Source organism: Flavivirga sp. 57AJ16, assembly GCF_028736925.1.
Taxonomy (GTDB): Bacteria; Bacteroidota; Bacteroidia; order Flavobacteriales; family Flavobacteriaceae; genus Flavivirga.
On record NZ_JAQZAT010000007.1, the window covers coordinates 15,557 to 35,327 of the forward strand.

Annotated in this window: 16 protein-coding genes and 1 tRNA gene; 11 read left to right on the forward strand and 6 right to left on the reverse strand. The window is 31.6% G+C overall.

The window, feature by feature from the left end:
* The first annotated feature begins 3 nt into the window (after positions 1–3).
* The 7 genes from PQO00_RS08965 to PQO00_RS08995 all read left to right on the forward strand — a co-directional run bounded on the left by PQO00_RS08965 (position 4) and on the right by PQO00_RS08995 (position 8,869).
* Positions 4–1,365 (forward strand): hypothetical protein, encoded by a 1,362-nt coding sequence (locus PQO00_RS08965; RefSeq protein WP_274184507.1) that lies wholly within the window; start codon positions 4–6, stop codon positions 1,363–1,365.
* 135 nt (positions 1,366–1,500) lie between these two features.
* On the forward strand, positions 1,501–2,868 hold the full coding sequence (locus PQO00_RS08970) for a hypothetical protein (RefSeq protein WP_274184508.1): 1,368 nt from the start codon (positions 1,501–1,503) through the stop codon (positions 2,866–2,868).
* Positions 2,869–2,888: 20 nt separating this feature from the next.
* Positions 2,889–3,248: a hypothetical protein gene (locus tag PQO00_RS08975; RefSeq protein ID WP_274184509.1), complete on the forward strand. Its 360-nt coding sequence runs from the start codon at positions 2,889–2,891 to the stop codon at positions 3,246–3,248.
* A gap of 15 nt (positions 3,249–3,263) precedes the next feature.
* Positions 3,264–4,136 carry a GIY-YIG nuclease family protein gene (locus PQO00_RS08980; RefSeq protein WP_274184510.1) on the forward strand — a complete coding sequence of 291 codons (873 nt, stop codon included), beginning with the start codon at positions 3,264–3,266 and terminating at the stop codon, positions 4,134–4,136.
* Positions 4,137–6,974 (forward strand): type I restriction endonuclease subunit R, encoded by a 2,838-nt coding sequence (locus tag PQO00_RS08985; protein ID WP_274184511.1) that lies wholly within the window; start codon positions 4,137–4,139, stop codon positions 6,972–6,974. It begins immediately after the preceding gene.
* A gap of 10 nt (positions 6,975–6,984) precedes the next feature.
* Complete coding sequence (locus PQO00_RS08990; protein ID WP_274184512.1) at positions 6,985–7,785, forward strand: hypothetical protein; 801 nt, start codon at positions 6,985–6,987, stop codon at positions 7,783–7,785.
* A 1-nt stretch (position 7,786) separates the two neighbouring features.
* Positions 7,787–8,869 carry a hypothetical protein gene (locus tag PQO00_RS08995; protein WP_274184513.1) on the forward strand — a complete coding sequence of 361 codons (1,083 nt, stop codon included), beginning with the start codon at positions 7,787–7,789 and terminating at the stop codon, positions 8,867–8,869.
* 89 nt (positions 8,870–8,958) lie between these two features.
* Here PQO00_RS08995 and PQO00_RS09000 read toward each other — a convergent pair.
* Positions 8,959–9,043: transfer RNA gene (locus tag PQO00_RS09000), tRNA-Ser, on the reverse strand.
* 141 nt (positions 9,044–9,184) lie between these two features.
* On the opposite strand from PQO00_RS09000, the gene PQO00_RS09005 reads away from it, so the two are divergent.
* From PQO00_RS09005 to PQO00_RS09020, 4 genes are all read left to right on the forward strand, one after another.
* Positions 9,185–9,376, forward strand: coding sequence for a hypothetical protein (locus PQO00_RS09005; protein ID WP_274184514.1), 192 nt, complete (start codon positions 9,185–9,187; stop codon positions 9,374–9,376).
* 260 nt (positions 9,377–9,636) lie between these two features.
* Positions 9,637–10,266, forward strand: coding sequence for an NAD(P)H-dependent oxidoreductase (locus tag PQO00_RS09010; protein WP_274184515.1), 630 nt, complete (start codon positions 9,637–9,639; stop codon positions 10,264–10,266).
* Positions 10,267–10,289: 23 nt separating this feature from the next.
* Positions 10,290–11,489 carry a DegT/DnrJ/EryC1/StrS aminotransferase family protein gene (locus PQO00_RS09015; RefSeq protein WP_274184516.1) on the forward strand — a complete coding sequence of 400 codons (1,200 nt, stop codon included), beginning with the start codon at positions 10,290–10,292 and terminating at the stop codon, positions 11,487–11,489.
* A gap of 129 nt (positions 11,490–11,618) precedes the next feature.
* Entirely contained in the window at positions 11,619–12,746 is a 1,128-nt protein-coding gene (locus PQO00_RS09020) for a family 16 glycosylhydrolase (protein ID WP_274184517.1), read from the forward strand.
* On the opposite strand, the gene ribB is transcribed toward PQO00_RS09020, so the two are convergent.
* The 5 genes from ribB to PQO00_RS09045 all read right to left on the reverse strand — a co-directional run bounded on the left by ribB (position 12,743) and on the right by PQO00_RS09045 (position 19,750).
* Positions 12,743–13,897, reverse strand: a complete 1,155-nt coding sequence (gene ribB, locus PQO00_RS09025; protein ID WP_274184518.1) for a 3,4-dihydroxy-2-butanone-4-phosphate synthase — start codon at positions 13,895–13,897, stop codon at positions 12,743–12,745. The genes PQO00_RS09020 and ribB overlap by 4 nt on opposite strands.
* 16 nt (positions 13,898–13,913) lie before the next feature.
* A complete protein-coding gene (locus tag PQO00_RS09030; protein WP_274184519.1) occupies positions 13,914–15,878 on the reverse strand; it encodes an LptF/LptG family permease in 1,965 nt (654 codons plus the stop codon).
* 272 nt (positions 15,879–16,150) lie between these two features.
* Positions 16,151–16,789: an outer membrane lipoprotein carrier protein LolA gene (locus PQO00_RS09035; RefSeq protein WP_274184520.1), complete on the reverse strand. Its 639-nt coding sequence runs from the start codon at positions 16,787–16,789 to the stop codon at positions 16,151–16,153.
* A gap of 153 nt (positions 16,790–16,942) precedes the next feature.
* A complete protein-coding gene (locus tag PQO00_RS09040; RefSeq protein ID WP_274184521.1) occupies positions 16,943–19,318 on the reverse strand; it encodes a DNA translocase FtsK in 2,376 nt (791 codons plus the stop codon).
* Between the two features lie 63 nt (positions 19,319–19,381).
* Entirely contained in the window at positions 19,382–19,750 is a 369-nt protein-coding gene (locus PQO00_RS09045) for a diacylglycerol kinase (RefSeq protein WP_274184522.1), read from the reverse strand.
* Between the last annotated feature and the right edge of the window lie 21 nt (positions 19,751–19,771).

Sequence of the window (19,771 nt, forward strand, 5' to 3'; positions counted from 1 at the left end):
ATTATGGAAAGAAAAGTTGCAAAAAATATTGAAGAATTAATTGAGATATGGGAATCAGACATCGATTTTGATGTTGATGATTTTGATGAAGATGGTAATCCACTTTCTTACTACGCAGATAAATATAGTTTCGACAAAATAGATATTGATTTTGATTTAAATCTACCGTTTAGCAAAGAAGTTATTGATGACATGGAAATGGCTTTATTTCAAAACATAGGCACTCTAAGATTCAACAATTGTAAGTTCTTGCGTAAATTTTATATTGGCTCTTCTGATAAAGATATTGAGTTTACCGATAATTGTGTTTTTTCCGGAAGGTTGAGGTCTTGGAGGTATAAGAATAATTTAACCTTTAAAGATTCTGTAATTAAAAACATGGACTTTGAAGATGCTATTTTTGGAGTTGAAGAGAATAAAAATGATAAAAAGGGAAAAGTAAGGTTTCATAACTGTGATCTTTATGAAGCTAATTTTAGAAATACTACATTTAATAGTTTGGCTGATTTTTGGAGTTGTACATTTCATAACCCAATAACATTTTACAAAACAGATTTTAGAGACATTGTTGTTTTTTCAGCAGTGAACTTTAAAGAGAATGTTCTTTTTACTTATTCATTAATAGATAAGTTAATGATATTGAGAGAGGCAAACCCTGAAAAAGGTTTCGATTTATCTTTAGCTATAATTTCAGGAAAATTAAGCGTTTTCGATTTTAAGTTCGATGATTATAACTCTTATGGTAAAATTTATGCCGATACAAATGAAGAGTTGTATAAGACAAAAAATAAAATTAGCTATTTTAAAGCTTACGAAACAGTATATGAACGCGCTGTGTCCCAAAATAATCAAATCCCTATAGAGAATAAAAGAGAAACATACCGTATTTTAAAAAATCATCTTGAATCTGAAAAAAACTTCATTAATGCTATTCCTTTTAAGGTGATGGAGAGTAAAACACATTTAAAAGAATCGTATAAAAAGCTTATAAATGGTCATACTATTACAAGACCGTTGTCTAACATAATAGTACTTTTCTTAAATGCTATTTCTAATTGGTTTGGCTCATCATATATAATTGGTGTTTTGTTTACGATTGGAATCGGTGGCTTGTTTTACTATTTATCAATTTTAAATTTTGGTTTGTATGAATTTGCTTGGTCTATAGATAATGATATTTTCAAAGAAAACTTAGGTGCATTTGCTCAATTTATTATACCAACTCATAGATTTGATTATGCTACTAAGTACTTTGGTAATGATGGAGTTATTGATCATGGTTTTTATTTATGGGATATATTAGGAAGAATATTCGTTGGCTATGGAATATACCAAACAATACAAGCTTTTAGAAAATATAAATAGTACCGAATTCATTAAAATATTAATTTAAAGCGATATTGAGTTGTACGAAAATTAAGAATTCATATATTTATCAAAAGTTCTCTCAAAAATTAATTAATAGCATAATTGATTTGTTTAACTAAAAAACTAACCATAATGAGAACTTATAAAGTTTTATTTCTTCCTTTATTATTTACTATTAATTCCTTTTCGCAAAATAAGATTGTTCAGGCAACTGTTACAGATGATAAAGTTGAAGTTACTGATGTAGATAATAATGTTTATTCATTTTATCAGGATATTAATGATGAAGATAAACTGTTAAAGGCAATAGAGAGTAATTATCTATTTGAAACAAGATACTTTTTCAATTCAGAAGGAAAGGTTAAAGAAAAGCAAAGTAAAAAGTTTAATTCTAAAATGATGAATATTTTCTTCTCAGAAGAAGTTTCGGGTTACATAAACGATTCTAAAGATTTATCGTTAAAAAGATCCTATGCAGTTATTTCAACAGAAGATAAAACTTTATTTCTTGGAAGATCTTTTGAACTTGTTAGAGAGAAGAAAACAGACAAATTAACTCATCTGTTTACATTAGGGCTAAAAGCAAAATTGAAAGACAATTTTACAACGTTGTTTAAGAATGGAGATATTCAAAATGACATAGGTATTAATTTAAAGTATACTTGGGTTGGTAGAGGAATCATTGATTTTAGAGGTTATGAAAGACAAATCGATAATCTAAAACAAGAGGTTATTGTTCCTAACAATGTAAAAGAAGTAAAAGATAATATTAAAAATGAGGTTTATGAAAAGGAAATAGGTGTTTATAATAAGGTTTATGGAGCAGATTTGCCGAATAAATTGGATTCATTCTATGAAGATAAATATGAAGAAATTTATTCTAAAATGGCAGAAGAAGAGATTACTTTTATACGAAATGAAAAGTTGTATAATTTTTTATGGGATCATTATGTGACATTTGAAGCTTTATTGCCTGTTACTGAAAGAAGTTATGATCTTTTACCTGATGTAAGTCAGTCAACTACTTCGACTGAAACATTTATGCCTTGGAAGACACTTTTAGGATATACGAGCTTTTGGAAAAAGGCAAACGAACAAATTATTTATTTAAGCGCATTCGCCTCTGTATTTAATAATAACAATGCTGAAATAGAAAAGTTAGATAAATTCAACCTTCAACAACCAAATGGGACAAATAGTGATGTTATAGAAAAAACAACAGAAGTATTTGTTGGAGATTTCAAGCAGTTTGTGACCACAAATATTAAGATTGAAGGGGTAACATACTTCCTGAGAAAAGGAAGTATTGGTTTAAGTGGCGCAATAGAACAAAACTTTGGAGAATATGATGTTTTGAATTGGAAATTAGGGATGCCATTTTCTTTAAAAGATAAAGAAGGTAAACCAACAGTAAATTTTGAATTACAATGGAAGGAAGTAAATAAAAACCATTTTGTTGGAATAGGTGTTGGTTTTGCATTTGGTAAGTTTATTAATTAGATGATTTAAAGCTAATTATTATGGAAGAATTATTTGAAAAGGAGCAAGAGTTAATTAGTAAACCTATTGTAATCGCTATCGAAAATATACTTTCGGATGGGTTTGTTAGTAATCAAGGGAGGTTAGTGTCTAATGTATATAGGGTTAATTTCATTAATGTTCATGTAGAAACTGATGAATCGGAAATAAGAAATATAATTGTTATAACGAGGGTTGATTTTACAGCAAGAGTTCGATTGATAATCAACGATAATGCAACAACCGATAGTGATTTAACATTAAGAATAGGTTCAAGATTTAATTTACTTTTTGATTCTAACGAAAAGGAATACCAAATTGAAAATGCAGAAGATATTGAAGTAGTAGATGTATCATACTAAATTAAAGAGATAGGAATGAGTAATAAACAAGGAAAAACGGTAAAACTATTTTATGAGCAAGGTAATCACCAGGGTATTATTCATGCCGAAATGATAAATTGGACAGGGTTCGCTTTAGTTGCACCTCGTACGGCGTTATCGACTCTTTACAAAATGGATGGCTTTGATAAGGCAGGAATTTATTTTTTAGTATCTGAAGATGATAAAAAAGTATATGTTGGAGAAACGATGAATGGTGTACATAGGATGAAAACCCACGATGACCAAAAAGATTTTTGGGATAAATTAGTGTTGGTTCAAAACAAAGACAATAACTTAACTAAAACCCATTGTTCCTATTTAGAATATCGTTGTGCTCAAATTATTGATAAAGATTCTCTTTTTAGTATTGAAAACCCAAGAAAACCAAAAGATTATACAGGGATATTACCACGTCCTGATATTAATGATATGGAAGTGTTTTTGGAGAATTTAAGATTTATGTTACCTGCTTTAGGTATTACAGTATTGCAATCGGTAACTATAGAGCAGGATACTTCAAAAACCGAAGCAGAGTTTGTTTTGATAAGTAAAAGAGGAGGGTTTGAAGGAACGGCTTATATTCAAGAAGGACAATTTGTTCTAAGAAAAGGCTCATATGGTAATTACAAAATACAAGATTCCTTAACCAATGGTTTTATAGAAAAACGTCAAGCTTTAATTGATAAAGGAATTTTAAAGGTAGAAGGTAAGAAGATAATCGTTACGGAAGATTTTGACGCATCAAGTACCTCAACAGCAGCAGCATTTTTAACAGGTTACTCTATTTCCGGACCTCAAAATTGGAAATTAAAAGGAAGCAAAACAACTTATAAGCAATGGGAGCAAAATCAACTCGAAGATAATTAAATGACAACACAACCCGAATATATTTTAGAAGAGAATCTTGTTAATCAACTTCAAGAGTTAGGCTATAAAAAAGTAACTATAAAAGATGAAGATGACCTCATCAATAATCTAAAAACTCAGCTCGAAAAACATAATAGTGTATCTTATTCTGAAACTGAGTTTAAGCAGGTTTTAAATCATTTATCAAAGGGTAATATTTATGAAAAAGCGAAAACCTTGCGTGATAGAATTACCTATACTAAAGATAATGGAGAAACCGGTTATCTAGAGCTTATTAATCAAATTCATTGGTGTAAGAATCAGTACCAAGTTACCCATCAAATAACCATGGAGGGTAAATATAAGAATCGTTATGATGTTACCATTCTAATAAATGGATTACCCTTGGTTCAAATAGAATTAAAGCGTCGAGGTTTGGAACTTAAAGAAGCTTTTAATCAAACCAATCGTTATGAAAGGCATTCGTTTGGTTCAGGTAAAGGGTTATTTCAGTTTATACAGCTCTTTGTTATAAGTAATGGGGTTAATACTAAGTACTACGCTAATAACCCTGTTAAAGCACGCTCTTTTAAACAAACGTTTTATTGGGCTGATGTAAATAATAAAATCATTACGCAGTTAAGTGAGTTTTCCAAGTATTTTTTAGAGCCTTGTCATTTATCTAAAATGATAACTAAGTATGTTGTTTTAAATACAGCTAATACATTGATGGTGCTAAGACCGTATCAATACTATGCAACTGAAGCTATTGTAGAACGCGTTAAGAAGAGTAATAAGTTTGGTTACATATGGCATACAACAGGTTCAGGTAAAACCTTAACGTCGTTTAAAACGGCTCAAATACTTACCAATTTAGAAGACGTTCATAAGGTTGTATTCGTTGTAGATAGAAAAGATTTAGATTATCAAACGATAAAAGAGTTTAATAGTTTTAGTGAAGGCAGTATTGATGCAACTAATAACACCAATGCTTTAGTTAAACAATTATCTAATGATACAAAGCTTATTGTTACTACCATTCAAAAGTTAAATACAGCTATAAGTAAAACAAAGCATTTTGAAAAGATGGAAAATCTTCAAAATGAAAAGGTTGCATTTATTTTTGATGAGTGTCATAGAAGTCAGTTCGGTGATACCCACAATCGGATTAAAGCGTTTTTCAATAAGTCACAAATGTTTGGTTTTACGGGTACACCAATATTTAAAGACAATTCAGTTAAAAATGCTTTAGGTAAAAGGACTACCAAAGATTTATTTGATGAGTGTTTGCATAAGTATGTTATTACAGACGCTATTCGGGATAGAAATGTATTAAAGTTCTCTATTGAGTATATGAGTACTTTAAAAGTTAAAGAGGGCGTTACTGATATAAAAGTTGAAGACATAAATACGACTGAGGTATTTGAAGACCCAATTAGATTAGAAAATAATGTCAATTATATAATCAATAATCATAGTCGCAAAACTCATAATAAAAAATTCACGGCTATTTTTTGTGTTCATAACGTTAAAACTTTAATAGCATATTATGAATTGTTCAAATCAAAAAAACAAGAAGGTTTACACGATTTGAAAGTTGGTACTATTTTTTCTTACCAAGCCAACCAATTAGACGAAGATGCAAATGGGTTTATACCTGATGAAGATTATGAGGATTTTGTTGCAGAACCTTCATCACAATATGATACCAAACATACAAGGGAAAGGTTAGAAGAGTTTATTGCTGATTATAATAGTATGTTCCAAACTAACTACTCTACTAATGAGTTTTATAGTTATTATAAAGATATAGGCAAGCGGGTTAAGAATAGGCAGGTAGACGTATTGTTGGTTGTTAATATGTTTTTAACCGGTTTTGACAGTAAGTTACTTAATACCATCTACGTTGACAAAAATTTAAAGTATCATGGCTTAATACAGGCTTATTCACGTACTAACAGGGTTTTAGATGAAGTTAAATCACAAGGGAATGTAGTTTGCTTTAGAAACCTTAAAGAAGCCACAGATGAAGCGATAACCCTTTTCTCAAATAAGGATGCTATTGAAGATATTATAATTCAACCCTATGAAGATTATATAAAAAGTTTTAATGAGGCAGTAGAGCGTGTTCAAGCTATTACACCCACATTTGAAAGCGTTAATGATTTGGTTTCTGAAGCTGAAGAATTGGAGTTTGTAAAGGCATTTAGAGAGTTAATGAGAGTTAAGAATGTTTTAAGCACCTTTACAGAGTTCAGTCATGAAGATTTACATATGGATGAACAAACTTTTGAAAATTATAAAAGTAAATACCTCGACCTGTATGATGCCATAAAATCAGAAAGCCAAAAAGAGAAAGTATCTATACTTAATGATATAGATTTTGAATTGGAATTAATTAGGCGAGATGAGATTAATGTAACTTATATTCTATCCTTATTAGCAAAACTGTCAGATGCTAAGAAACCTCAAGAACAAGAGAAACAAAAGAAACAGATTTCCGACATATTAGAATCTGAAATTCAGCTAAGAAGTAAGAAGGAACTTATTGAAAAATTCATTGAAGAGAATCTTCCATTGGTTACCGACTCGGATTTAATTCCGAATGCTTTTGAAGACTTTTGGACTATCGAGAAAAAGAGTGCAATTGTTAATTTGAGTAAGGAAGAAAACTTAGATTTCAAAAAGTTAGTCGATTTAGTAAGCAACTACCTATTTACTGAAAAAGAACCGTTAAGGGATAAGGTTATTGGCGTAATGAATGAAAGACCAAGCCTAAAAGAAAGAGCAAAATCATCGAAACGAATCATCACTAAAATAAATGACTTTATAGAGACATTTATAAATGGGATGGGGTAAATAATATGATATGAAAAAAAGGAATATAATTATATTAGGATTGTTTTTAGGCGCGATTGCGTTTTCATTTCCATTCATCATAGCAGAAGAAAACTCTACTTTATTAGAAATATTTGGAACTTCTTTTAAGGCTTTATCTGCCGTCGCCGGGGTTTTGACTTTGATAATTGCAGTTATACTCTATCAGAAATTTAATATCGATTCGATACTAATTGAAGAACAAACACATAAAATATTAGAACTTGTCGACTTAATATATGATAAAGAGGCTTGGATTGGTGCTAATGGACGTCAATTTATTTCAAGATTTACCTTAGATGATAATCGTATTTTTTCCGAAAAGTTTTATTTAGATATGTCAGGAATGGCATTAGTAATAAGAAGAAAGGACTTAGATGATTTTATAGAGCCAATAATTAAAATTTGCAATAGCTATTATATGCCAAAAGAAATTAAAGATAGTGCTGAATTTTTTCAATTTGTAGGACTATCTAAAGGATTAAATAATAATGATAGTGAATTAGTAAAATATGCAAAACTTAAGTATAATCATACTGAGGTTGATACAGATGTTTGGTGGAAGATTATCCACAGCTATAATCAATTTAGTTCTGATGTTGGTAATCCGACTAAGTGGGAAGATGCAGAGTTATTAGTAAATGATTATGTGACTAATAAAAATTTGTTTATTCAAAGTATTTCAGATTGGTTATCTGACAATTCTAATATAAAGTTAGATCATAATTTTGATATTAAGCAAAGTACAGGAGTAGTTTCAAAAATAATTAGTCACAAAGAAGAAGAGGGATAAAATGACATTAATTATAGGATGTATAGCACCTGATTTTGGAATAATCGCCGGTGATACACAACTTTCAATAGGTGATTTAAATCGTGGTAATTTTAAGAGAAGAACCCAACTAAAAGTTTTTAGACCATCAAAGGATTTCTTATTAGGTATCTTAGGTAGATGGAGTTTTTATCATCCTAAGGAAGATGGCAGTGCTGACAGGTATGATGAAGATGAACTATTATTTAGAAAAATTTCTTCCTTTAATGTAAAAGATAAGCTTGAGTATCTACAAAAGTTTATAAGTGCAAGAGATAAAATAGATGCTACCGCTATTTATGTCAAAGTGGATAAAAAGAACTTTGAAATAGGTAGTGTCTCAACATCTGATAAAAATAGCAAAGACGAGCATCCATGTATCTCAAACTTATCATTTGATGATGTGCAGTTCAAATTTAATGAGTGCTTTTATAAAGCTCAATCAAATTTTGTAGAGACAATAATATACCAAATTAAAAATGATTATAAACTGACCAACAGTTTAGAAGATAGTTTATTTCTTATCAACAATGTAATGCTCGAAGTTATATGTCAGGGCAGAAATGTAGATGTAAAGCATGATAATGGTGAAGATGGAACGGTAACAAATTCTGTTGGTGGTTATATAACTATTCAAGTATTAAATCTTAACCAATTAGCAACCCCTAATAACCTATCACTAACCTACAGTTCAGACTATAACTGTCTGTTAGACAAACTTACCAACCCATTTTCAAAATTAGTTGATATATCATTAAGTATACGTTACATTGATAATTTAGCAATGTTAGTAAAATCAATTAATTCTCCTTTTCAAAAAAATATTTATGACTCACTAATTATTGTTATTAAAAAACAAATACATTTAATCATTGAGAAAGACTTAATTGATAGAAATGATATGAATGAAATTATTAAATTCATTAATGCAAAATATGACCTAAAATTTGATTTAATTGAGGTTGAACAACAAAATGAAAACCAAAGCGAAGTTACTTTAGAAGTATTATTACCTGATGAAAATAACGATTTAATTGATTTGAAGTACTTACTGAAGTTTTTCTAAAAAATAAGACTAATTTATTAAGTATTGTCAACGATACTGTCAACTAAAAAACAAAACCCTTGTAAATCAATTGGTTACAAGGGTTTTTGCGGAGAAAGAGGGATTCGAACCCCCGGAGGTGTGACCCTCAACAGTTTTCAAGACTGCCGCATTCGACCACTCTGCCATTTCTCCAGTGTCTTTTGCGTTTACTTTTTAGCGGGTTATCCCGCTGAAGGGAAATTCCTTTCCCGTAGGCGGGTGCAAATATAGAACCCTTTTTTAATTCTTTCAAATAAAACACAAACTTTTTAAAAAAATAATTTTTATACCAATTTGAGCGTAAAACACCGTACTAAAGGCGAAGTTATATTAAAATCTAAAAACACTGTGATCAGATTGCATAGCATCGTTATGGCATTTATAAACAAGGCATTTAGATTTTTAAAAACCTGTATGCAACTTCCTGCCGGCGAGACAGGAATTGGGTATGAAACGAGCGAAGCATGTACAGAGCCTTTCGACTAGGGTTTATGCGCAGCCGAAGTACATCAAGGTAAACTAAGCCGAAATATACCACTATGGCTCTGCCTCGATCCTGTCTGCCGACTAGGTAGGGATAGTTGGTTTCAAGAAATTCTTTTATTATTGTAAAAACAAAATCTCAAACCTTATTTTTGCACACATATTAATATTGAAATGAGCTATAACAATTCTTGATACCAACTGGGATGTCTAACAGCGAATTACATCTGACCGATAAAAAATAATAAATTTAAACAGATGAAATGGATACTATAAAGCGGTTGCAGTGGCGTTATGCTACTAAAAAATTTGATAAGAACAAGAAGCTTTCGAGTGCAAAACTTAATATTTTGAAAGAAGCCTTTAATTTAACGGCAACTTCTTTTGGGCTCCAAACTATTAAGTTAATAGTTATTGAAGACGAAGCTTTACGGGTACCGTTAGTTAAACATTCATTTAACCAGAAACAAGTTTTAGAGGCTTCACATTTACTGGTCATTTGTATTCAAAATGATATTAGTGAAACAGACATTAACCACTATTATGATAATATTAAATCCATCAGGGGGACATCAGACACTATTTTAGAGCCTTATAGGCTAGAGCTTATTAACATAATGAAGAAAATGACTGCAGAGGAATGTCAACAATGGTCAAAAAACCAAGCTTATATTTCATTAGGAAATTTAATGACGGTATGTGCTGTAGAAGGTATAGATTCGTGTCCGATGGAGGGTTTTTTGCCTGAGGCATTTGATGCGACTTTAGAGTTGGATAAAATGAAATTGAAATCAGTATTATTGTTACCCGTTGGCTATAGAGCTGATGATGATATGTTTTCTGAATTTGAAAAAGTTAGAAAATCTATTGATGATACGATTATCGAATTATAAATTAAAAATATACAATATTATTTATGCCAGGATTTGAATTATTTGGAGAATTAGAACGTAAGGAAGTTAATGATGTCTTAGATAATGGCGTTTTAATGCGTTATGGTTTTGATGGTATGCGCAAAGGACATTGGAAATCTAGAGAACTTGAAATCGCATTAGAGCAATCTTTTAATACGAAGCACGTACAACTTGTTTCGAGTGGCACGGCTGCAGTTTCTGTTGCGCTGGCATCTGCAGGTGTAGGGGCTGGAGACGAAGTTATTATGCCCGCATTTACTTTTGTAGCTAGCTTTGAAGCTATTATGATGCTTGGAGCTATTCCGGTTTTAGTTGATATTGATGATACACTTGCTCTAGATCCTAAGGCTGTAGAAGCTGCAATCACTACTAAAACAAAAGCAGTTATGGTGGTACAAATGTGTGGGAGTATGGGAGATATGAATGCTTTACAGGCCATTTGTGATACCCATGATTTATTATTGGTAGAAGATGCTTGTCAGGCGATAGGAGGGGTGTATAAAGGAAAACCACTAGGGAGCATTGGAGATCTTGGTTGTTTTTCTTTTGATTTTGTAAAAACGATTACATGTGGCGAGGGTGGTGCTGTGATTACAAATAATAAAGAATATTATACAAATGCAGATCATTATAGCGATCATGGTCATGACCATGTTGGTCATGACAGGGGGGCAGAAAGACATCCTTTTTTAGGTTATAATTTTAGAATTTCTGAACTCCATGCTGCAGTAGGATTAGCACAGGTAAAACGATTGCCTGAATTTTTAACGATTCAAAAGAAAAATTACACGATACTTCGAGACGCTTTATCTCAAATTCCAGAAGTGGTTTTTAGAACAGTTCCAGAGGGAGGAGAAGAAAGTTGTGCCTTTTTAAATTTCTTCTTACCAGATATAGATACCACTCGAAAAGTATCGGAAGCCTTTAAGCAGAATGCTATAGATGCCTGTTTTCATTATTATGACAACCATTGGCATTACATTAGGAAATGGGATCATTTAACAAATTTGAAATCATTATTCCCTATTTCTCAAGAAGTCAAAAAAGGACTCAGTTATTTAAAAACGAAAGCGTTTACCCAGTCAGATTATTATATAGCCAGAAATATTTCTTGTTTAATAAAATTATCTTGGACCGAAGAAGAGGTTAGAAGTAGAGCAGCGAAAATGGTAGAGGTTATAGAATCAATTGTTTTAAAATAGAATCTATAATTAGTTCCTCGTGCAGTAAGATCATATTATACATTATTCCTGTGTATGGTTTTGTATAGATTAAAAATTAAAACATAAGGGTTTTAATAATTACTTTTGTTAAAATGGTAACATTGAATTATGAAATCTAACTATTACATAATTATAAGTATCCTATTCGCTTGTCAATTGTCTTTAGCGCAACACAATGACTTTATAGATGAGGTTGTTAAAGAAATAGGGTCTAATGCTATTGATGTTGAATACACTCATTTAGTCTGGGCAGATGAATTTAATATTGATGGAGTTGTTGATTCTAGTAAATGGTTTCACCAAACCCAATTTCCTCTTGGAAATAGTTGGTTTAATGGCGAAGAGCAACATTATACGAACCGCATAGAGAATTCTTTTGTAGATAATGGTTTCTTGTATATTAAAGCTATTAAAGAAAATTTTACTGATCAAGGAGAAACAAAGGGATATACATCAGCAAGGTTAAACTCAAAATTCGCATTCACTTACGGGCGTGTAGATGTTAGGGCAAAACTACCTTTAGGCAATGGCATTTGGTCTGCTATATGGACTTTAGGTAAAAATATTAATGAAGATGGTGGTTTTTGGGATGGTGACTTTGGTACTGTTAACTGGCCTATTTGTGGAGAGGTTGATATTATGGAACATGGTTTAGGCTTGGATAACCATGTCTCAAGTGCAATACATACATCCTGTAATGGTTGCTCAGGAAATACGATGAATACACAATCAATAACAATTAGTGATGTTGCAAACAATTTCCATGTGTATTCGGTTAATTGGTCTCCGGATCAAATAACTTTTTTAATTGATGGCATAAGTTTTTATGTTTATAACCCACCAGTTAAAGATATTAATACGTGGCCGTTTTTCGAAGATCAATATATTTTACTGAATCTAGCGATGGGAGGTTCAGCAGGTACGATAAGCCCTGATTTTATTGAAAGTAGTATGGTTATAGATTATGTTCGAGTATATCAAAGCGAACCATTACATAGCAATGAAATTAGCAAAAAAGCCTATAAAATATACCCAAACCCTGCTAATAAACGAATTATTATAGCATCAAATCAAATTATTGATAAAGTAGAAGTTTATGATATTTTAGGGAATCTTGTTTTAGATAAACTAGGAAACGTTAAAAATCTAGAAGTATCTCGTTTAAGTCCTGGTATATACTTAGTTAAAATTTTCTCTGATACTAAAAAAACGACTAAAAAAGTAATTATATATTAATACTTCACATAATCTACAATCTCTAAGCCATATCCTATTAAACCAACACGTTTAGTATGTGCTTCGGCGTTAGAAATTAATCTTAATTTATGAATATTTAAATCATGAAGTATTTGTGCACCAATACCAAAATCTCTGGCATCCATACTTATTCTAGGGGCTTTATATACTTTATCACTGCTTTGGTTTTCTTTTAAAACAACTAGACGTTTTAAAATATTCATAGATTGGGATTCTTGATTAATAAATAAGATGGCGCCTTTGCCTTCATTATTAATAACCTTAAACATGTTGATTAGTTGTTTGTCAACATTATTTGTAAGGGTTCCTAAAATATCATTATTAACCAAGGTGGAATTTATTCTTGTAAGCACCCCTTCATTATCTTTCCATTGTCCTTTTGTTAATGCTATATGTATTTGATTATTAGTGGTTTGCTTGTATGCTCTTAATCTAAAACTTCCAAATCGGGTTTCAATTTGAAAATCTTCTTTTTTCTCTATTAAAGAATCGTGTTGCATTCTATAAGCCACTAAATCTTCAATGGAGACTATTTTAAGGTCTAGTTTTTTAGCGACTTTAATAAGTTCGGGTAAACGTGCCATCGTACCATCCTCGTTCATAATTTCAACGATGACCCCAGCGGGCTTTAAACCTGCTAATCTGGCAAAATCAATGGCGGCTTCTGTATGTCCTGTTCTTCTTAAAACGCCTCCTTCCTTTGCTACTAAAGGAAAAATATGTCCAGGTCGTGCTAATTCAAATGGCTTCGTATTTGGATCGATTAAAGCTTTAACGGTTTTTGCTCTATCGCTTGCAGAAATACCGGTTGAAACCCCGCCACCTCTTAAATCTACCGATACCGTAAAAGCAGTTTCCATAGGATCGGTATTATTGCGCACCATCATATTAAGCTCGAGTTCTTTACACCTATTTTCTGTTAAAGGTGTACATATAAGCCCTCTACCGTGAGTTGCCATAAAGTTTATCATCTGTGGGGTTACCATATCTGCAGCTGCAACAAAATCACCTTCATTTTCGCGATTTTCATCATCGACAACGATGATTACTTTACCATTTCTAATATCATCAATGGCTTCGTGTATAGTATTTAATTTAGTAGTCGTTTTTTGTGTCATGGTATCAATCATAATGCAAAGATATTGCTTATTTTAAAGAATTTAAACAATTTAGCTTTAAGTCTTCCTTAATTTTTACATTTAAAAATGCATATGAAACTATGTATAAAGGGAACCCGATTAATAAAAGGAAAAAATGAGGCCTTTTATCTTTCTTTTTAATATGGGTGTAAAACCTAAATGTATTAACTAATAACCTGATATAGTAAACTACAAATAATAAGAATGCACCCATACTCACTTTGATCAATACAGATGCTAATGCTGGTAACTTATTGTTGTTACAAATAAAATATAGTATAAGCGATATGGCTCCTATGCTATATAAAATGATAGCAAATTTAGAGAGGCTTTTTTGTTTTTTAACGATGTCTTCTGAAACATCATAGTCAGCATTGATATTTATTCCTTTCTCCCTAATTTGCTTTATTGAAAGTCCTCGGCTTTTTAATAATTTTATAGCTTCATATCGGATATTTTCATCATGACCAAGTGCTTTATAGTTATTGATTATATTAAAGAGTTCTTCGTTTTTATAAGGAGCCAGAAACTTATAATCGACAGCATCCTTTTCTTTAATATTAAAAACTTTCTTTAGCGGTTCAATAATATTGCCTAATTCAAAGATACCTCTATCGGCCGTAGCCCTTTTAGTCAAAAAGATTCCAAGAGGTAGCATCATTAAGGTTGAAAACCAACTTGCTAAAATAGGGTCGAGATTTCCACTTTTTGCACTATTAGTGGCAAAAATACCAATAAAGTGATAGGTTAAAAATAGTAGTATGGCTATAACCATAGGGAGGCCAATCCCCCCTTTGCGTATTAAAGCTCCTAATGGCGCACCAACAAAAAATAAGATGATACAAGCAAAGCCCAATGCAAACTTTTCATGTAATGAAATAACATGTCTGTTGATTAAAATCTCAGCATTTTTTTTTGTTCTTTCTTTAGAAATAATGATTTGTTTGGCACTGGTTATTGATTTATCGGTAACATTAATCAATTCAGACTTTTTTTTAGGACTAAAAAGATCTAAAAGGTTCCCAGTGTATATAGAATCATTAACGGGCTCTTTAGGTGTGATGGGGTTGATTTTTTTAGAAACACCAGACCGCTGTAATAAATTTTTTGAAAATGATTGATAATCAGCTTGCCTTTTTTCTGTAAGAGAATCAATAGTTTTATTTAAACTACTAATATTAAGCATGCTGTATTTGTCTGTTTGTGATTTTTCGTCAAAATCGACTTTGTTAAGTTTAGACAAATCTATATTAATGATATATTTTTCAAATATACTTTTTGCGAACGGTTTATGGTTTTTTGATCTTGTATTGGTAATGTCTGAGTAGTAATTACCATCTAATAGTATAAGTTTTAAGACATTTGAATTTTTTTCGCTCGCTAGTTCACCTGTTTTGGATTTTATTGTTGTCTCATTTTTTTTCCCGTCTGCTCCTTTAATATGTATAGTAATATCCTTTAAATATTGATCCCTATCACCATACTTATCGGCGAATTTTATATTATAGGTACCAACTTCATTAAATTGCCCTTTAGCTAGTAGCATGGCAGGTTTCAGTTTTGCTATATTCCTACGTAAGTTATAGGAGTTAAGTTCTGCCCAGGGAATAACGTTATTGGAAAATAAAAAAGTAACAAATCCAAGTATAACGATAAAGATGCTAAGGCCAGACATGGCGCGTTGTAAAGAAATGCCTGTTGATTTCATGGCAGCAAACTCATAGTTTTCTGCAAAGGACCCAAATACCATAATGGATGCCAGTAATATGGTAAGCGGCAATACCAAAGGAATTAGTTTTGGCATAAAGTAAATTAAAAATTTGGCTATGATTACAATGTCTAAATCTTTGCCGGCAAGTTCTTTGATATACAACCAAATGGTCTGCAAAATAAATATCAGCATGAGTATTATAAATACACTGATAAAAGTTTTAAGGTATGTAGTTAGGATGTATCGGTCTAATATTTTCATCTGTTCACACGGATTGTTTTTTTATGGTCAGATGTAACATTTATACAATCATTTTCGTTGATGATTAAATTTTTATTCATAAATGTTTCACACGTTTAAATTTTATACCAATTGAATTTCAAAATGATGCATAATTCAATTTATATTATTTGTTTAACAAGCTTAATTATAAAATTAAGAACGTGTGTAAGCACTTCGTTCTCATATTAAAAATCTTTAAAAAATAAAAATGTTCTTTAAAATTTGTTAATACTCGTTTTACAAGTATTTACCTAATCTAATTTGTTGATGTAATAATCTTTATATTTATTGGCATCAAAGGTAAATAAGGTTTCTGACAAAGGCTCATTTGTTTTAAAGGAATTAACAGTGAAAGTCGTTTTTGTACTGTTTTTTCCAAGTTGAATTAAATTGTATATATGCTTGGTCTGTGCATCGATACCTAATAGGATATACTTTATTTCGGAGTTTGAATCTATAGGTGTTAGTTTGATGTATTGTATTTTTCTGCCTTTTATGCTTTGTTCAATATCTAGCTTATAAGTATAGCCATCTTCATAAAAAGATAGCATTTTACTTGGTGTAATGGCATCTTCTTCATTATCATTTTCTGAAGAGATAGTCACTTCTTCATCTTCAGGGCTTATGGTATAAAGTGTTTTACCATCAAAAAGGCGTATCACTCCAAGGATGTTTAGTTTATATTTATCACCTTTCATGGTAACATCACCCCTGGTTTCTTGTTTTATATTTTCTGAAGCGTTTTCAAGAGTGTACTTAAAGGCTATTGAAATATTTTGATAGCCCTTTACTTTTTGAGAAACTTTATCTAACAATAATTTGGCGTTGTTTTGTGCTAAGCCACTACTAATTGTAAAAGCAATCAATAGGAATGTTATAGTATTTTTCACACGTTTAAATTTTAGTAATTATTTGATATTAAATTGATTATAAAATTGAGAACGTGTGTAACCACTCCGTTCTCACATTAAAAATTTTAAACATTCCCTTTTGTGAAAAAATGCTTAAAATTTGTTAATGTTCGTTTCATTTTCATATTTAAATTATATCTCGTTTTCTAAATGTTGATCTAAAGCTGTAAGGTCGGTAATCAAGACTTGTCTTGCTTTACTGCCCTCAAATGGCCCTACGATACCTGCTGCTTCTAATTGGTCTATTAATCTTCCCGCCCTGTTATAGCCCAGTTTTAATTTTCGTTGCAATAAGGAAGCAGAACCTTGTTGTGCTGTTACAATAACAATAGCAGCATCTTTAAATAGTTTGTCTCTATCTGAAATATCTATATCAATACCTGTGCCACTTTCTTCGCCAACATATTCTGGTAATTGGTAAGCGTCTGGATATGCTTTTTGAGAGCCTATATAATCTGTTATCTTTTCAACCTCAGGCGTATCTACAAAAGCACATTGTACACGAATAACATCATTGCCTTGTGTAAATAACATATCACCACGACCAATTAATTGATCGGCACCAGAGCCATCTAGAATGGTTCTTGAATCAATTTTAGAGGTTACTCTAAATGCTATACGAGCTGGAAAGTTTGCCTTGATTATACCAGTAATAACGTTAACAGATGGGCGTTGTGTTGCAATGATTAAATGGATTCCAATAGCTCTGGCCAATTGTGCCAAACGTGCTATGGGTGTTTCGACCTCTTTTCCAGCTGTCATAATTAAATCTGCAAATTCATCGACCACCAAAACAATGTACGGTAAGAACTGGTGCCCATCATTTGGATTTAATTTACGTGCCTTAAATTTTACGTTGTATTCTGCAATGTTTCTACACATGGCATTTTTTAGCAATTCGTAACGATTATCCATTTCAATACATAAAGAGTTTAATGTATTGATAACCTTTGTGTTATCTGTGATTATGGCATCCTCACTGTCTGGTAATTTAGCTAAATAATGACGTTCTATTTTATTGAAAAGCGTTAGCTCTACCTTTTTAGGATCTACTAAAATAAATTTAACCTCTGCTGGATGTTTTTTATATAGTAACGATGTTAAAACAGCATTTAAACCTACCGATTTACCTTGTCCGGTAGCACCGGCCATTAGTAAGTGAGGCATTTTAGCAAGGTCAACTACAAAGGTTTCGTTGCTAATCGTTTTTCCTAAAGCTATAGGAAGTTGCATGTCCGAAGTTTGAAACTTTTTAGAGGCAATAACCGAACGCATTGAAACAATAGTGGCATTTTTATTTGGAACTTCGATACCAATAGTTCCTTTTCCGGGAATAGGGGCTATAATACGAATACCAAGAGCAGATAATGATAGAGCAATATCGTCCTCTAAATTTTTAATTTTTGAAATACGAACACCTGCTTCGGGAACGATTTCATATAAAGTAACTGTAGGACCAATAGTAGCTTTAATGCTAGCAATACCAATCTTGTAGTTATTTAAAGTCTCAACAATTTTATTCTTATTTTCTTCTAATTCTTCCTGGTTTATGGTAATACCCTCAGAGTCATACTTTTTTAGAAGGTCCAGAGGTGGAAATTGATATTTTGCCAGCTCAAGCGTGGGGTCAAATTGTCCAAAGTCTTCCACTAATTTATTGGCCAGGTTATCCGTTTCAGAAAGTTCTTCAGAAACTTTTTCAACCTTCATTTCAAGATCCTGTTCTTCTTCGTCTTCTTTTGGTGCTATTTCAACTTCAAGCGGAGCAGAATTAGTTTCTTTTTTTACTGGAGACCCATCATTGTGTAAAGGAATTTCATGGGCAGATTTAATAGCTTCGGCTTCTTCAGATAAATTATTGTCCAAAGGGATAATCAAATCCTCTTTTAGATCGGAAATCTCATTTTTAATATCCTTTTTTGCAGACTTAAAGATATTGATGAAACTTTCGAAAGTAACCCTAAAACGAATGGCCAAATAAGTGATTAGTCCTAATAAAAGTAGGAGGGAAGTACCTATTTTTCCAATGTAATCTTGTAGGAACGTGTTAATTTCAAAACCAATAGTGCCACCGAGGATATCTGTTTTGTTCCCGAAGAAACCAAAAAAAACAGACAACCATACAGCTATTAAAATTCCCCAAAACCAATGTTTTCTTAATTTGGCTTTATTCAGGTTCATCAAAACATAAATTCCAGATAAAAAGATCAATCCGGAATATATAAATGAAGCAATACCAAAACCACGTTGAATAAAAAACTCACCGATCCATGCACCAAATTGACTGACCCAATTTTGAGTTTCTGAGGTTCTGGACGGAAATGTGCTTATAACGCTTTGATCTGCTTCTCCAGTAAAGAAATAAGAAGCTAAGGCTATGCACAACCAAACACCACATATAACAAGTAAACTACCAAAAACCAACTTTTGTTGACTCGATAGCTTAAAACTTGGCTTTTTAATTTTTTGTTTAGGTGGTTTTTTGGTCTTGGTTTTTCTTTTCGCCATTAATGCGTTGTTAAGTTAAACAAAAATACAAATTACTAACGTTTATCCTAAAGTAATAGTATTTTAAAAAATCTTTGGGATGTATATGATAAAACCGATGATAATAGCAAATACGGAAGCTATAAATACAGCTCCAGCAGCGATATCTTTTATTAAACCTATTTTTTTATGGTGTTCTGGGTGAATAAAATCGGCTATGGCTTCTATAGCTGTATTGATACCTTCAATACTCATGACGACACCTATGCATAACAGTTGAACAAGCCATTCGGTTGACGAAATTTCATAATAAAACCCAATAAAGGTAAGTATCAGGGCAATTGCAAACTGAATTTTGACACTAGCTTCTGTTCTTAAAAGTAGTAAGGCTCCTTTAAAAGCGTAACCAATACTTTTAAGCCGATTTACTATAAAGGAGTCTTTTTTTGTCATGTATTAAACGGCCGTTTTAAT

Coding starts and splice junctions, on each gene's coding strand:
- PQO00_RS09015 (WP_274184516.1), top strand. CDS start 10,290: ATGCCAGGATTTGAATTATTTGGAGAATTAGAACGTAAGGAAGTTAAT.
- ribB (WP_274184518.1), bottom strand. CDS start 13,897: ATGATTGATACCATGACACAAAAAACGACTACTAAATTAAATACTATA.
- PQO00_RS08970 (WP_274184508.1), top strand. CDS start 1,501: ATGAGAACTTATAAAGTTTTATTTCTTCCTTTATTATTTACTATTAAT.
- PQO00_RS09010 (WP_274184515.1), top strand. CDS start 9,637: ATGGATACTATAAAGCGGTTGCAGTGGCGTTATGCTACTAAAAAATTT.
- PQO00_RS08965 (WP_274184507.1), top strand. CDS start 4: ATGGAAAGAAAAGTTGCAAAAAATATTGAAGAATTAATTGAGATATGG.
- PQO00_RS08975 (WP_274184509.1), top strand. CDS start 2,889: ATGGAAGAATTATTTGAAAAGGAGCAAGAGTTAATTAGTAAACCTATT.
- PQO00_RS08995 (WP_274184513.1), top strand. CDS start 7,787: ATGACATTAATTATAGGATGTATAGCACCTGATTTTGGAATAATCGCC.
- PQO00_RS08985 (WP_274184511.1), top strand. CDS start 4,137: ATGACAACACAACCCGAATATATTTTAGAAGAGAATCTTGTTAATCAA.
- PQO00_RS09045 (WP_274184522.1), bottom strand. CDS start 19,750: ATGACAAAAAAAGACTCCTTTATAGTAAATCGGCTTAAAAGTATTGGT.
- PQO00_RS08980 (WP_274184510.1), top strand. CDS start 3,264: ATGAGTAATAAACAAGGAAAAACGGTAAAACTATTTTATGAGCAAGGT.
- PQO00_RS09030 (WP_274184519.1), bottom strand. CDS start 15,878: ATGAAAATATTAGACCGATACATCCTAACTACATACCTTAAAACTTTT.
- PQO00_RS09020 (WP_274184517.1), top strand. CDS start 11,619: ATGAAATCTAACTATTACATAATTATAAGTATCCTATTCGCTTGTCAA.
- PQO00_RS09040 (WP_274184521.1), bottom strand. CDS start 19,318: ATGGCGAAAAGAAAAACCAAGACCAAAAAACCACCTAAACAAAAAATT.
- PQO00_RS08990 (WP_274184512.1), top strand. CDS start 6,985: ATGAAAAAAAGGAATATAATTATATTAGGATTGTTTTTAGGCGCGATT.